11 protein-coding genes and 1 pseudogene are annotated in these 13586 nt (G+C 68.6%); 4 read left to right on the top strand and 8 right to left on the bottom strand.

The features are described 5' to 3' along the window. Positions 1–45: 45 nt before the first annotated feature. Positions 46–897 (top strand): polyamine aminopropyltransferase, encoded by an 852-nt coding sequence (speE, locus tag ACYVBS_RS04840; protein WP_460822140.1) that lies wholly within the window; start codon positions 46–48, stop codon positions 895–897. Positions 898–1102: 205 nt separating this feature from the next. Here speE and ACYVBS_RS04835 read toward each other — a convergent pair whose 3' ends face one another. Beyond that, positions 1103–1441, bottom strand: coding sequence for a P-II family nitrogen regulator (locus tag ACYVBS_RS04835; protein WP_036138106.1), 339 nt, complete (start codon positions 1439–1441; stop codon positions 1103–1105). Positions 1442–1653: 212 nt separating this feature from the next. Between ACYVBS_RS04835 and ubiK the strand changes: the two genes are divergently transcribed. Both ubiK and ACYVBS_RS04825 read left to right on the top strand, forming a co-directional pair. After that, positions 1654–1923: a ubiquinone biosynthesis accessory factor UbiK gene (ubiK, locus tag ACYVBS_RS04830; protein WP_460822138.1), complete on the top strand. Its 270-nt coding sequence runs from the start codon at positions 1654–1656 to the stop codon at positions 1921–1923. Positions 1924–1933: 10 nt separating this feature from the next. Next, positions 1934–3452, top strand: a pseudogene (locus ACYVBS_RS04825) (YifB family Mg chelatase-like AAA ATPase). 22 nt (positions 3453–3474) lie between these two features. Here ACYVBS_RS04825 and ACYVBS_RS04820 read toward each other — a convergent pair. The 6 genes from ACYVBS_RS04820 to aceB all read right to left on the bottom strand — a co-directional run bounded on the left by ACYVBS_RS04820 (position 3475) and on the right by aceB (position 11531). Then, a complete protein-coding gene (locus ACYVBS_RS04820; RefSeq protein WP_460822137.1) occupies positions 3475–3930 on the bottom strand; it encodes a hypothetical protein in 456 nt (151 codons plus the stop codon). A 138-nt stretch (positions 3931–4068) separates the two neighbouring features. Then, the gene (locus ACYVBS_RS04815; RefSeq protein WP_460822136.1) at positions 4069–4395 is read right to left on the bottom strand and encodes a hypothetical protein; all 327 of its coding nucleotides are present in this window, start codon (positions 4393–4395) and stop codon (positions 4069–4071) included. 197 nt (positions 4396–4592) lie between these two features. Continuing rightward, positions 4593–7034, bottom strand: a complete 2442-nt coding sequence (locus ACYVBS_RS04810; RefSeq protein ID WP_460822134.1) for a putative peptide modification system cyclase — start codon at positions 7032–7034, stop codon at positions 4593–4595. Between the two features lie 59 nt (positions 7035–7093). Continuing rightward, the gene (locus ACYVBS_RS04805; protein ID WP_460822133.1) at positions 7094–8134 is read right to left on the bottom strand and encodes a GGDEF domain-containing protein; all 1041 of its coding nucleotides are present in this window, start codon (positions 8132–8134) and stop codon (positions 7094–7096) included. Between the two features lie 202 nt (positions 8135–8336). Continuing rightward, positions 8337–9635: an isocitrate lyase gene (aceA, locus tag ACYVBS_RS04800; protein ID WP_460822132.1), complete on the bottom strand. Its 1299-nt coding sequence runs from the start codon at positions 9633–9635 to the stop codon at positions 8337–8339. Between the two features lie 234 nt (positions 9636–9869). Then, positions 9870–11531: a malate synthase A gene (aceB, locus tag ACYVBS_RS04795; protein ID WP_460822131.1), complete on the bottom strand. Its 1662-nt coding sequence runs from the start codon at positions 11529–11531 to the stop codon at positions 9870–9872. 140 nt (positions 11532–11671) lie between these two features. Here aceB and ACYVBS_RS04790 point away from each other — a divergent pair, with 140 nt between their 5' ends. After that, positions 11672–12628, top strand: coding sequence for a LysR family transcriptional regulator (locus tag ACYVBS_RS04790; protein ID WP_460822186.1), 957 nt, complete (start codon positions 11672–11674; stop codon positions 12626–12628). On the opposite strand, the gene ACYVBS_RS04785 is transcribed toward ACYVBS_RS04790, so the two are convergent. Continuing rightward, the gene (locus tag ACYVBS_RS04785; RefSeq protein ID WP_460822130.1) at positions 12625–13584 is read right to left on the bottom strand and encodes a hypothetical protein; all 960 of its coding nucleotides are present in this window, start codon (positions 13582–13584) and stop codon (positions 12625–12627) included. The two genes, ACYVBS_RS04790 and ACYVBS_RS04785, sit on opposite strands and share 4 nt — an antisense overlap. Positions 13585–13586 lie beyond the last annotated feature (2 nt).

Below are 13586 nucleotides of genomic sequence, written 5' to 3'. Positions count from 1 at the left end.
AGCTGCCCTGTGCAGCCCGCCCCACACCCACAAGGACCGACTGGCATGAGCGACAACACCACTTGGCACTACGAGAACTTCGAGCCCTCCGGCTCGGCCATCGGCTACCGGATCACGAAGAAGCTGGACGAGGTGCAGTCGCCGTTCCAGAAGATCGAGATCTACGAGAGCACCGACTGGGGCAACCTGATGCTCATCGACGGCGCGATGATGCTGACCACCCGCGACAACTTCCTCTACCACGAGATGATGTCGCACCCGGCGCTGTTCACCCATGCCAACCCGAAGAACGTGGTGATCATCGGCGGCGGTGACTGCGGCACGCTGCGCGAGGTGCTCAAGCACCCGGGCGTGGAGAAGGCCGTGCAGTGCGACATCGACGAGCAGGTCACGCGCATGGCCGAGAAGTGGTTCCCGGAGCTGTGCGACAGCAACAACGACCCGCGCGCCGAGCTGCTGTTCGACGACGGCATCGCGTACATGGCCAACTGCGCGCCGAATTTGCTGGACATCGTGATCGTCGATTCGACCGACCCGGTCGGCCCGGCGGAAGGCCTGTTCAACAAGGCGTTCTTCGAGTCGTGCTTCCGCGCGCTCAAGGACGACGGCATCCTGGTGCAGCAGAGCGAGTCGCCGCTGGTGCTGCTGGAGCTGATCAAGGCGATGCGCGCCGAGATGGGCAAGGCCGGTTTCAGCACGTTCCAGACCCTGCCGTTCCCGCAGCCGTGCTACCCGACCGGCTGGTGGAGCTGCACGATGGCGCGCAAGGGCCAGGGCTTCGACTTCCGCGAGGCCGATGCGCGCGCGAAGGCGTTCGCGACCAAGTACTACACCGCCGACATCCACAAGGGCGCGGCCAGCCTGCCGCCGTTCGTGGCGGAGGCGCTGGGGGAATAACCCCGCGTCGCCGAGGCAGGGTCTGAACGGGACCCGCGCTGCAGGAAAAAGCCCCGCTCCGGCGGGGCTTTGCCTTTGGTGGGCGCGAGTCGGGCTTCGCCCGGGGTAGGTCTGACCGATGCCAGCACGGGAGGGGTCGACCCCTCTGCCGCGTTTGAACGATCGCGGTGGTGAAAGGCTGACGGAAGCAGGCCGTCAACCGGGGTCAGAGCGCGTCGCCGTCCAGCTCGCCGGTGCGGATGCGCACAACCTGGTTGAGGTCCCAGACGAAGATCTTGCCGTCGCCAATCTTGCCGGTGCCGGCGGCTTTCATGATCGCTTCGACCACGCCGTCGACCTGGTCGTCGGTGACGGCGACTTCCAGCTTGATCTTGGGCAGGAAGTCGACCACGTACTCGGCGCCCCGATATAGCTCGGTGTGGCCCTTCTGGCGGCCGAAGCCCTTGACCTCGGTGGCGGTGATGCCGGCCACGCCGGCATCGGCCAGCGCCTCGCGCACGTCATCGAGCTTGAACGGCTTGATCACCGCCATGACCATTTTCATCGAGCTGTCTCCTTCGGGCCTTGCCCCGCGATTCCGGGGCCGGCGCCCCATGCATCAGGATATCGCGAAGGCCCGCCACGCCGTCGTCCGTGGCCGGTGGGATAAAATCCCGGCGCAAGGGTAGGAATTTTCCTACGCCACGCCGAGGCATCCGCCGACGGCGCCCAACCGGCCGGTCCGCCACGCTGGACGTATCGCCGGAGGAACCCCACATGATCGACCTCAGCCAGATTGATGACCTCGCCCGCCGCCTCAGCAGCCTGGTGCCGCCCGGCCTGCGCGAAGGACGTGAAGAGCTGCAGCAGAACTTCAAGGCCGTGCTGCAGACCGGGCTGACCAAGCTCGACCTGGTGACGCGTGAGGAATTCGAGGTCCAGCGGGCGGTGCTCCTGCGCACCCGCGAGAAGCTGGAGGCGCTGCAGCGCACCGTCGAGGACCTTGAGGCCCGCCTGGGGTCTGACGCCACGACGCCGCGCCACTGAGGCCCGCGCCATGAACCTGGCCATCGTGCACAGCCGTGCGCGATCGGGCGTTCGTGCGCCCGAAGTACGGGTCGAAGTGCACCTGGGCGGCGGACTGCCGTCGATGTCCATTGTCGGCCTGCCTGCCGCCGCGGTGCGCGAGGCCAAGGACCGGGTCCGCGCGGCACTGCAATCCTCGCAATTGGAGTTTCCCGCGCGGCGGATCACGGTCAACCTGGCGCCGGCGGACCTGCCCAAGGATGGCCGCTTCGACTTGCCGATCGCGCTGGGCATCCTCGCGGCGAGCGGACAGATCCCCCAACAGGCGCTTGCCGATACGGAGTTCCTGGGCGAACTGGGCCTGACCGGTGAGTTGCGGGCGGTGGATGGCGCCTTGCCCGCGACCTTGGCCAGCACGCTCTCGGGACGCGCCTTGGTCCTACCGCAGCCCAACGGTGCCGAGGCGGCGCTGGCCACGCATGCGCGGGTGCAGACCGCCCGAACGCTGCTTGAGGTCTGCGCGGCGCTGAAGGGGCACAAGACCCTGCCCTCGGCCTTGGCCGCCGCCGCGCCCAGGGCGGACTGCATGCCCGACATGGCCGACGTGCGCGGCCAGACGCATGCCCGTCGCGCCCTCGAAATCGCGGCTGCCGGCGCACACCACTTGTTGTTTGTCGGCCCGCCGGGGTGCGGGAAGTCGATGCTGGCGGCGCGCCTGCCCGGTGCTGCCCGCGCCCACCCACGACGAGGCGCTCGAAAGCGCGGCCATTGCGTCGGCGGCCGGACGGGGCGACGGTTCCGCACTGGAGGCCTCCCGCACCTGGGGCATCAGGCCGTTCCGCGCGCCCCATCATTCGGCCAGCGCGATCGCCCTGGTGGGCGGCGGCGGCGTGCCCCGGCCGGGTGAGGTGTCCCTGGCGCACAACGGGGTGCTCTTTCTGGACGAACTTCCGGAATGGAGCCGCGTCGCGCTGGAGGTGCTGCGCGAGCCCCTCGAAAGTGGAACGGTGACGGTTTCCCGCGCGGCCAGGAGCGTCGAGTTTCCTGCGCGATTCCAGCTGGTCGCCGCCATGAACCCGTGCCCCTGCGGCTGGGCCGGCGACGCCAGCGGCCGTTGCCGATGCAGTGAGGAATCGATCGAGCGTTACCGATCCCGGGTGTCAGGCCCCTTGATGGATCGGATCGACATGCACGTAGAGGTCCCGCGCCTGCCGTCGAGCGAACTGCGCACCTCCGCCGCTCCGGGCGAGTCCAGTGCCACCGTGGCGGCCCGCGTGGCGCAGGCACGGCACGTCCAGCTGGGGCGCGCAGGGCAGCCCAATGCGCGGCTGACGCAGGCCGAATTGCGGCAGGCGTGCGTCTTGTCGGCGAGTGACCAGAGCTTGCTGGATGCCGCGGCGGACCGGCTCCAGCTCAGTGCCCGCTCCGTGCATCGGGTGCTTCGGGTGGCCCGCACGATTGCCAACCTGGATGCGAGCGACGCCATCCAGACGCACCACCTGACCGAGGCGATCGGGTACCGGCGCGTCGACCGCGGTGCGGCCCGCTAGGCGCGCCGCACCGAGCCCCTACTCAGCCGCCGCAACCCGGGGGGACGCAGATCTTGGGCTTTTCCATCCAGGCGCGCGCGCCGCGACGGGCCTCGTCACGCTCTTCCTGGGTTCCGCACCGCGTGACCTTCATCTTGGAGCCGGTTTTGGCCTCGCTCCAGCAGGTGTCCTGGGTTTCCTGGGCCACGCGCGTGCCCACGACGTTGGCGTTGATGCGCTCGAGGGCGTTCTCCAGGCGGATCTGTTCCTGGATGTTGAGCTGGTCGATGCTCGCGCTTTTGCCGGCAATCGCGAAGACCTCCCCTTGCTCCTTGCGAATGACGCGGACCTGACGCGGGGACAGCCCGGACGTGCCGGCGTCGATGCTGGCCTTCAAGGCGTGCTGCTGCTCAAGTATGAGGGCCAGCCTGTCGCCCTGCTCCACCGCCCAGGCAGGCATTGCGACCACCGCCAGGACGAACGCCAACCCGACTGCCATACCGTTCCTTACCACGGCACACCTCCTTGAAAAAAGCCGAGCCACAATGGCTTGGATGAGGCTACCGCGGCAGGCCTTCAAGGGTAAATGCTTCGGCCTGCCGCCGGTCAGAAAGACGCTCGGTCCCCACGCGGGGGATCAACCGTCCCCACCACACGTGCTGCATACCCCACGCTTCTCCATGGCTTCGCGCGCGGCCTCACGCTCACGGCGGATCTGCTCGGACGAGCGACAAACGCGCTGCGTGCGGTTGCTGCCAATGGTGCGTTCGACTTTGCAGACCGTTCGCTCGTCTTGGGCGACTTCGCGCTTGGCCGGCTCGGCGGCTGGGGCGGGTGCCGGCGCGTCCTGAACGGACGCAGGCGCCCAAGCGGGAGACGACCCGCTGGCCGACGGTTCGGCCCACGCCAGGGAAGACGCGACACTGGCCGCAAGGACTGCAATGAGCAACACGGAAGAACGCATGAAGGCCACCGGCGCGACGAGGGAGATGAACGTCTGACGATACGCAGGTTCCGAGTCGCCTGTCGAATGCCAAAAGTCTCGGTAGGGCCCTGCGCCTCCATGCGCATCCCGCCCGTCCGATATGGCTGCCGTAGCGGGATGCATTCCCGCTGTGAACACGGCACCAGCACGCCCGCGCACGCGCGCCGCGCGGGGGCTCATTTCCCGTTCGACGTCAGCAACAGGACCTCCAGGACCGGCGGGCGCTCAGCGGCCCATTCACCATAGGCGCGCATGCGCACAGGAGTCGATGCCGAGTCCGATCGCGGCGACGCAGCAGGGCCACCCTGGGCCTGCACCCGCCAGTGGTGGGTCAACACGAGCGCGTCGTCACCTTGATGGGGGCGGAGCAACCCGCGCGCCCGTTCAGATTTTCCCTGCGCCAGCGCCAGTCGCGCTTGCGCCAAGGCGTCAAGGTTGGCCAGAACGCGGAACGGCGAGTGGCTCACCACCGGGGCGGCCAGCGCACGGGCACGCGCCACGCGCGGGGCATCGCCCCATCCGGCGGCCACGTAACCGGCATACAGCACGGCCGCGGCCACGGATTCACGTGTGCGGCCCACCGTTTGCGGCAACGCGACTTCCGCTTCGCGGAGGAGTGCGTCGACCTCGCCACGCAACCGGGTGGTCGGCGCCTCACGCTGCCGCACGGCCAGGATGGCCGCGCGCGCCGCCCATTCGAATGCCTGGCGCGGCGATTGCGTGTTCGCCGCCAACGCGTCCGCCAGCCGCCGGGCCTCGGGCCAGCGCCCGGCATCGGCTGCGACCGTCATCCGCGCGATGCGCTGCTCCAGGGCCAACGGGGGCGGCAGCGGCGAGGTGGGCTGCAGCAGGGCCAAGGCCTTGTCGTGGCGATGCTGCGCCGCTTCCAGCAAGGCAGGCTCGACAAACACGGGCGGGAACCCGGACTGGCGCGCGGCGTTGAAGTCTCGGTGCGCCGCTGCGGCATCCCCCAGCGCCGCATCGGCGACGCCCAGGAAATGCCAGGCCGCCGGGCGGGTCACGGCCTGGCGCGCCGTCGCCTTGCGGGCGAACTCACGCATCTCCGCGTAGTCATTCGCCCATCGCAACAGGTTGGCGGCATTGAATGCGGCCACGTGGAAATCGGGGTAGAGCCTCGCCAAGGCACGCCATTGGCCGAGCGCATCCCGATCCATCCGCAGTTGCGCAAGTTGCGCCTGGGCGTACAGGCGCTCGCGGTCAGTCAGCCGGGAGGTGTCGTGCAGGGCCAGGGTGAGTTCGGACAGCGCCACCGGAACATCGGTGCGCGCATACGCAATGCGCGCCAGCCCGATGCGCGCCATCGCAAAACCGGGATCCAGTTTCAGGGCCTGGCGGAAATGCTCCTCGGCAGCGGGCAGATCCTGTCGGGCGTATGCGGCCTGACCGAGACTGAAGGCACGCAGTGCATCCAGGCTGGCGGTAGTGGCCCGGTCCAGCGGCACCGAACTGGCCTCTACCGAGGCCAGCGCCTCGCCCAAGCGCTGGCGCAGCGCGTCGCTGGCCTCGCCCACCGCCTCGACCGCGGCACGGGCTCCGCGACCGCTGGCAGTTTCGGTGAACACGGTGGTCTGGGTGGCCGGGTCCACCACCTCCAACGTCAGCTTGAATTGGCCGCCCACGTTGGCCACGGTCGGCAACAGGACCGCCCGCGCGCCATCGCGCAGCGCAATTTCGGACGCGACTCCCCGGTCCATCTGGGCCGAGGCCGGATCACGCCCCATGCCGCGCAAGGCGTCGTCTACCGCCGCGTCGGCCACCACGTTCACGTGGCGCGACTGCTCCAGTGCGACGCGCAGCGCCGCCTCCACCGCATCATCGTAGGCATGGTTACCGGTGAGGTTGCGCAGGTCGGCGACCACCACCCAGTCGCGGTTGCCGAAGGCGATGGCAGGCTGCGGCCGGGTGACCCACCAGGTGCCCAGGCCCAACACCGCCAGCAGCGCCGCTTGCGCCCCGAGGGCGGCCGGCCGTCGCCACAGCGGGATGTCGCGCCAGGCCTTGGGCGTGGCCGCCGGCGCGCGCAAAGGCGCGATCCCCGGCTCGCCCATCTCGAAAACTTCCTGCGCCTCGGGCAGGCCTTTGAAGCGCCAGCGTCCGTGGGATTTCCATAGCAGGCCCGCACCGCGCTCGCCCAGCTCCCGCGCGGCGCGGTAGGCCAGTGACTGCGCCACCGCGGAGAGCAGGATCTGGCCAGGCCGCGCGAGCGCCATCAACCGTCCGGCCATCGGCTTGGCCAGGCCTTCGACCTCCAGCGGCTTCGCGCCCACCCGCACGGCTTCGTCGCTGTTGCGCCAGGTCAGGACCTCGCCGACGTGCAACCCAGCACGCGCCTTCAGGTCGACCTGGTGCGCGGCGCCGAGGTCACGCAGGCCACGGAGGTAGTCGAGCGCGAAACCGAGGCCGTCGATGGGACGTTCGAACAGCAGCAGCATGCCGTCCGAGCGATCGATCAGTAGTCCGCGCCATTGCTGCTGCAACGACAGCACGACGGCGTCGTGGTCGCGGAACAGCCTCGCGGCGGCTGCGTCGCCCAAGCGCTGCACGAGCGCGGTGGAATCGCACAAGTCCGTCAACAGCAACGTGCGAAGTTGCGGCACGGCCCCGCCCCCCGACGGGGAGGGCGACGAAGCAGGATCGACCTCCATACCGCCTGGACTCACCGCGCCGGGTCCTGCCATTCCACGCAATTGCCTCCGTTTCGCTTGGCCCGATAGAGCGCGGCATCGGCACCGGCATACCAGCCGTTGACGTCGGTGTCCGCAGCCACGAGGCCTGCGCCAATGCTGAACCGGCAGATGAGGGGCGATTCGTCTTCCATGCGTTGCAGGCCGTGCGCGGTGGCCAGTGCGATCTCGGCGACGCGCATGACCTCATCGCGGGTGGAGGCTTTCACCAGCAAGGCAAAATCGTCGCCGCCAATCCGGCAGGCGACGTCACCCGGCCCGGAGACCGCACGCAGCAGATTGGCCACGCCTTGCAGCACGCGGTCGCCCGCGCTGCGGCCGTGGCGGTCGTTGATCTGCTGGAAGCCGTCGCAGTTCAGCAATAACAGGCCGAGCGGGGTTGTGGCGCCGCTCTGACGGCGGTCCACCAAGTGACGGACCAGCCCCCGGCGATTGGCAAGCCCGGTGAGCTCGTCGGTGCGGATGAGTACTTCGGCCTGTTGCAGGCGGTTCGCGGTAGTGCGCAGGCGATCGAGCGCCGCCTCCAACACCCGCCGGGACGGGTGGCGTCGATGAATCTGCGCAGGTTCGCCGAGCATCACGCGCATGACCGCGCGACGCAGGAACTGGCACAGCATGCCGGGTTCGCGTTCAACCAGGCGTTCAAATGCCTCGCGATGGATTTCCAGCAGCGTTCCGTCGGCGGGCGCCAACGCACTGGCCGTGCGTGCGTGATCCTCCAGCAACAGGCCCAACTCGCCGAAGTAGCCTGCGGGACCCAGCCGCTTCATCGCGCGGCCATCCCCGAAGTCCAGATCGACGGCGCCCTGCACGACCACGTACATCGTGGCGCCGCGCTCGCCGTGGCCGAACAGCACTTCGCCCGCACGGATGGCGCGCACGCGACCCACCTCGGCGAACAGGGCCATCTCGTCGGGCGAGAGCGATTCCAGGCGCCGCACCTCGCGCCCGGATTCGGGCGACCGGATCGGTCGGTGGTGCCACGCGGCTGCCGCCGCGCCTTCCGCTCCCATGTACCTGGCCCCCGCCCTTGCCCATGACGGCTTCGAAGCCGCCACCTTACCGCAATCCGCGCACGCCGCGACTCCGGCGCGGGCAGGTCTCGATGCGCCCTGAATTCACGCAGGCCGGAACGATCGTCCGGCCTGCGTGCCCTCGGTCATTGCGCGGCGGGGGCAACCCCCCGCCGCACTCGCGACATTCGCCGCCCCAGCTTCACGCCGCGGCGCGCGCCTCGTCAAACTGCTCTTCCTCGGTCGAACCCTTCAGTGCGACGGTGGACGACTTGCCGCCCTGGATGGTCTGCGTCACCGCATCGAAATAGCCCGTGCCCACCTCGCGCTGGTGCTTGACCGCGGTGAAGCCCTTCTCGGCCGCGGCGAACTCCGCTTCCTGCAGCTCGACGAAGGCGCTCATCTGGCGGCGCGCATAGCCGTGCGCCAGGTTGAACATGCCGTAGTTGAGGCTGTGGAAACCGGCCAGGGTGATGAACTGGAACTTGTAGCCGTAGCTGGCGATTTCCTTCTGGAACTTGGCGATCGTCGCGTCGTCGAGGTTCTTCTTCCAGTTGAACGACGGCGAGCAGTTGTAGGCGAGCAGCTTGCCCGGGAACTTGGCGTGGATCGCCTCGGCGAACTTGCGCGCGAATTCCAGGTCCGGCTTGCCGGTCTCGCACCACACCAGGTCGGCATACGGGGCGTAGGCCAGGCCGCGGCTGATGGCCTGATCGAGGCCGTTGTTGGTCTTGTAAAAGCCCTCGACGGTGCGCTCGCCGGTAGTGAACGGCACATCGTTGGGGTCGATGTCACTGGTCAGCAAGTCGGCGGCCTCGGCGTCGGTGCGCGCGACGATGAGGGTCGGCACGCCCATCACGTCGGCGGCCAGGCGCGCGGCGACCAGCTTCTCGACCGCTTCGCGGGTCGGCACGAGCACCTTGCCGCCCATGTGGCCGCACTTCTTCACCGAGGCGAGCTGGTCTTCGAAATGCACGCCCGACGCGCCGGCCTCGATCATGCCCTTCATCAGTTCGAAGGCGTTGAGCACGCCACCGAAACCGGCCTCGGCATCGGCCACGATCGGCTGCAGGAAGTCGATGTCACCGCTGCCTTCGGCGCACTGGATCTGGTCGGCGCGCAGCAGGGTGTTGTTGATGCGGCGCACGACCTGCGGCACCGAGTTGGCCGGGTACAGCGACTGGTCGGGGTACATCTCGCCGGCGATGTTGGCGTCGGCCGCGACCTGCCAGCCCGAGAGGTAGATGGCCTTCAGCCCGGCCTTGACCTGCTGCATGGCCTGGTTGCCGGTCAGCGCGCCGAGGGCGTTGATGAAGTCCTCGGTGTGCAGCGACTTCCACAGCTTCTCCGCGCCGAGCTTGGCGATGGAGTGCTCCACCGGCACGGTGCCGCGAAGCCGCACCACGTCCTCGGCCGAATACGGGCGGTTGATGCCGGCCCAGCGGGGGTTGGTGGCCCAGTCTTGGCGCAGTTGGTCGGCGGTGGGGAGCTTGGTGGTCATGGCGGCGTTCCTCGGTTCAGGGTGTTGGCTGGGGTCGTGGCGGGAAAGACATGGCGTCTTCCTGGGTGGGTGAAGCGAAAGCGGTGCGTGTGGCGGGTCGGCCAGGCCCCGGCGGGATAGCGGGGAGGCGGTGTCGCCGGGGTGCGGCGGCTACCGGGACCCGGCGATCAGGCAAGCCGGGGCCGTGGGCGCGGAAACGGGTCCGCACCTGCCGGTCGCCGCGCGCCGGTGGGATCAGGGAAGTCGCTTGTAGGCCGGGAGGGTCAGGAAGTCCTCCAAGGTGTCGGCGTGGGTGAGTCGGTCGAGCAGGCCGATGGCCTCGGCCACGCGACTGCCGCCGGGCATCTGCAAGCGGTCGGTGAGCTTGCCGGGCAGGTTGAGCAGCGCGCGCTCCAGCAGCGCGAAGTCCACTTCGCTGCCGTCGTCCAGGCACAGCGGCTGGCCGCGCGATCCGTCATCCCGCGGATCGGCGTGGTGCAGCCATTGCCACAGCTGGGCGCGGGCGATCTCGGCGGTGGCCGCATCCTCCATCAGCCAGTGGATGGGCACGCAGCCGTTGCCGTCGAGCCATGCCGCGAGGTAGCGCACGCACACCTCGACGTTGTTCTCGAAGCCCTGACGGGTGATCGTGCCCCGCGAGGGCTTGATCAGGTCATCGCGGGTGACGATGATCTCCTCGCGCCTGACGTGCTGCTGGTGCGGGGTCGGCATGCGCTCATCGAACACCTCGCGCGCCAGCGGGATCAGCGCCGGGTGTGCGACCCAGGTGCCGTCGTGGCCGGCGGTGACCTCGCGCAGCTTGTCGGCGCGGACCTTGGCGAGCGCGGCGTCATTGGCCGCCTCGTTGCCGCTGATCGGGATCTGCGCGGCCATGCCGCCCATCGCATGCGCGCCACGCTTGTGGCAGGTCTGGATCAGCAGCTCGGAATAGGCGCGCAGGAACGGCTGGGTCATGGTGACCTGCCCGCGCTCGGGCAGCACCTTGTCGCGGTGGCGACGGAACGTCTTGATGTAGGAGAACACGTAGTCCCAGCGCCCGCAGTTGAGGCCGACAATGCGGCCGCGCAGCGCGTGCAGGATCTCGTCCATCTCGAACACTGCCGGCAATGTCTCGATCAGCACGGTCGCCTTGAACTGGCCGGCGGGCAGGCCGAGGGCGCGCTCGACGTGGTCGAGCACGTCGTTCCACAGCACCGCCTCTTCCATCGACTGCAGCTTGGGCAGGTAGAAGTACGGGCCACGGTCCTTGGCGGCCAGCGCCGTGGCGTTATGGAAGGCGAACAGGCCCAGGTCGAACAGGCTGCCGGACATTGGGGCGCCGTCGATGCGCACGTGCTTCTCGTCCAGATGCCAGCCGCGCGGGCGGACCAACAGGACGGCCTGCTGTGCGAAGGGCTTGAGGGCGTAGTGCTTGCCGGTGTCCGGGGCGGTGTACTCCAGCGTGCCGGCCACCGCGGCGCGCAGGGCCTGCTGGCCGGCGACCAGGTTGGCCCAGGTCGGCGCGGTGCTGTCCTCGAAGTCGGCCATGTAGCAGTTGGCGCCGGAGTTGAGCGCGTTGATCACCATCTTCGGGTCGACCGGGCCGGTGATCTCCACGCGGCGGTCCTGCAGGGCGGCCGGGATGGGAGCCACGCGCCAGTCGCCGGCGCGGAGGGCAGCGGTATCGGGGCGAAAGTCCGGCAGGCCGCCGGCGTCGTAGAAGGCCTGGCGCTCGCGGCGGGCGGCCAGGCGGGCCTGGCGGGCGGCCTCGAAGCGGCGGTGCAGCCCGGCCAGGAAGTCGAGGGCTACCGGCGTCAGCAGCGTCTCCTGCCCCGGAAGGGTGGCGGTCACCTCGATACCGGTGACCGACTCAGCCCCGTTCCGGGGCTCCAGTTGTTCCGCCAAGACTGCCGACATCTGACTCTCTCCTCGCATGGGGTGGTGCGTTGTTGCGATGCAAAACCAACATGCGCCGGCGTCTTGTATTTGACAATCAAGTTTTCTCAATGCTTATCATTAGTGGAACTAATACATAGTTGAAACTAATGGCCGACCGCCTGCCCAAGGCTCCGCGTTTTGCCTACAAGGGCGACCGGCTCAAGCCGTTGCGGGCGTTCTGCCAGACCGCGCGGCTGGGTTCGGTGTCGCGGGCGGCCGACGCGCTGTACCTGACCCAGCCGGCGGTGACCCTGCAGTTGCAGGCGCTGGAGCGGGAGCTGGGAGCGCGGCTGCTGGAGCGCAGCGGGCGCCGGCTGGCGCTGACCGCCGAGGGCGAGGCGCTGTACGAACTGGCCCGGCCGCTGGTGGAAGGCATGGACGGGCTCGACGCCGCCTTCCGCGAACGGGTGCGCGGCCTGGACGCCGGCGAGCTCAACGTGGCCGCCGGGACTTCGACCATCCTCTACCTGCTGCCGAAGATCGTGGAGGCCTTCCGCGCTGCCCACCCGGAGGTGCGGCTGACCCTGCACAACGTGACGGGCGCCAGCGGGCTGGACCTGCTGCGCTCGGACGGGGTGGATCTGGCGGTGGGCTCGATGATCGACGTGCCCGGCGACCTCAGCTACGCGCCGGTGTACCGCTTCGAGCCGATGCTGATCACCCCACGCGACCACCCGCTGGCACAGAAGGACGACCTCACGCTGCACGACCTGTCGCCCTACGGGCTGATCCTGCCGCCCCAACGGCTGACCACCTACCGACTGGTAGACCTGGTCTTCCACCAGAACCGCGTGCCCTACACGGTGGCGCTGGAGGTGGGCGGCTGGGAGGTGATCAAGCAGTACGTTGCGATGGGGCTGGGGATCAGCATCGTCACGGCGATCTGCCTGACCGAGGCCGACCGCGAACGGCTGGCGGCGCGCTCGCTGGCACGCTACTTCCCGTCGCGCAGCTACGGCGTGGTGGTGCGCAAGGGCAAGTACCTGTCTCCGCAGGCGCGGGCGTTTACCGAGCTGATCCAACCGGCGTTGTTTGAGCGCGCGGATTATTACGCGACGGGTCAATCCGAACGTTAGCGTGAGGGTGGCTCGACCGGATCGGCTGGCGCCGGCTCGTGAACGAAGCGCCGGTAACCCAGGTAGTGATGGAACACGAAGCCGCCAAATGCCGGCCGGGTACCGAATGCCCTCTCGACCTTGGCCGCTTCCTGCTCGAACTCAGCCTCATCTTTGCCGTGGAAACTCAACTTGGCCGGCTCGCCAGGATTGAACTCGAGCCCGATGACGACCCGCTTGCCGACCCGATCGGCGTAGTCCATCTCGTCCTGGGCGTGCGAGAGGATCGAGTCGCGGCCCTCGGCCCGGTTGCGGTAATCCATCAGCGCGACGTAATCGGTGGCATCGATCACGTGCTCGGCCACCGACTTGCGCGCACCGCTCCAGTCCAGCGTGATGCCGTCCCACCAGAACGGCATTGCCGGGCCGATGGGCAAGGACTGACCCGACTTGCGCTTTTCCGCCATTAGGTCAGCCGTCATGTCCAGGAAGCCACGCAGCAGTTGCGGGCGCGACGCGTCACTCCATTCGTCCAGCAAGTGTGGCTCGATGTCGTAGTTCACACCGTCAAAACGCTCTTCGGGCGCGGAACCGGCGTTGTAGTCCAGCACCCTGCGGACCATGGACCTGGCCTCACGACGGTATCGGGGCTGAACGTAGCGCTCGGTATGCAGGTACCAGGAACCCAGCAGCGCGTAGACCTGGATGCCGCGCGCATGGGCGCGGCGAATGAACGCGCGATACAGCTGGGGCCGATCCCTGACCGGCGTTCTTCCCTCGAACGAATCCGCGTAAAGATAGACGATCGTAACCCCCTTGCGGCGCAGGAAGGCCAGCGCCTCCTCCGCAACTTCGGGCGATTCCAGCATCGCAAACGACGGCTTCTCCCACGTCCACACGGCACGCGGCGCATCTTTTGCACGGGCCACAGGCCAAGCGAGGCAGCACAGCAGGAGACTCAGCCACACGGGCTTCATGG

The organism is Lysobacter olei (assembly GCF_054777355.1).
The sequence above is the reverse complement of the archived record's forward strand: the minus strand, read 5'-3'. Positions and strand labels throughout refer to the sequence as shown.

Coding starts and splice junctions, on each gene's coding strand:
- ACYVBS_RS04835 (WP_036138106.1), bottom strand. CDS start 1,441: ATGAAAATGGTCATGGCGGTGATCAAGCCGTTCAAGCTCGATGACGTG.
- speE (WP_460822140.1), top strand. CDS start 46: ATGAGCGACAACACCACTTGGCACTACGAGAACTTCGAGCCCTCCGGC.
- aceB (WP_460822131.1), bottom strand. CDS start 11,531: ATGTCGGCAGTCTTGGCGGAACAACTGGAGCCCCGGAACGGGGCTGAG.
- ACYVBS_RS04805 (WP_460822133.1), bottom strand. CDS start 8,134: ATGGGAGCGGAAGGCGCGGCGGCAGCCGCGTGGCACCACCGACCGATC.
- ACYVBS_RS04820 (WP_460822137.1), bottom strand. CDS start 3,930: ATGGCAGTCGGGTTGGCGTTCGTCCTGGCGGTGGTCGCAATGCCTGCC.
- ACYVBS_RS04785 (WP_460822130.1), bottom strand. CDS start 13,584: ATGAAGCCCGTGTGGCTGAGTCTCCTGCTGTGCTGCCTCGCTTGGCCT.
- aceA (WP_460822132.1), bottom strand. CDS start 9,635: ATGACCACCAAGCTCCCCACCGCCGACCAACTGCGCCAAGACTGGGCC.
- ACYVBS_RS04815 (WP_460822136.1), bottom strand. CDS start 4,395: ATGCGTTCTTCCGTGTTGCTCATTGCAGTCCTTGCGGCCAGTGTCGCG.
- ubiK (WP_460822138.1), top strand. CDS start 1,654: ATGATCGACCTCAGCCAGATTGATGACCTCGCCCGCCGCCTCAGCAGC.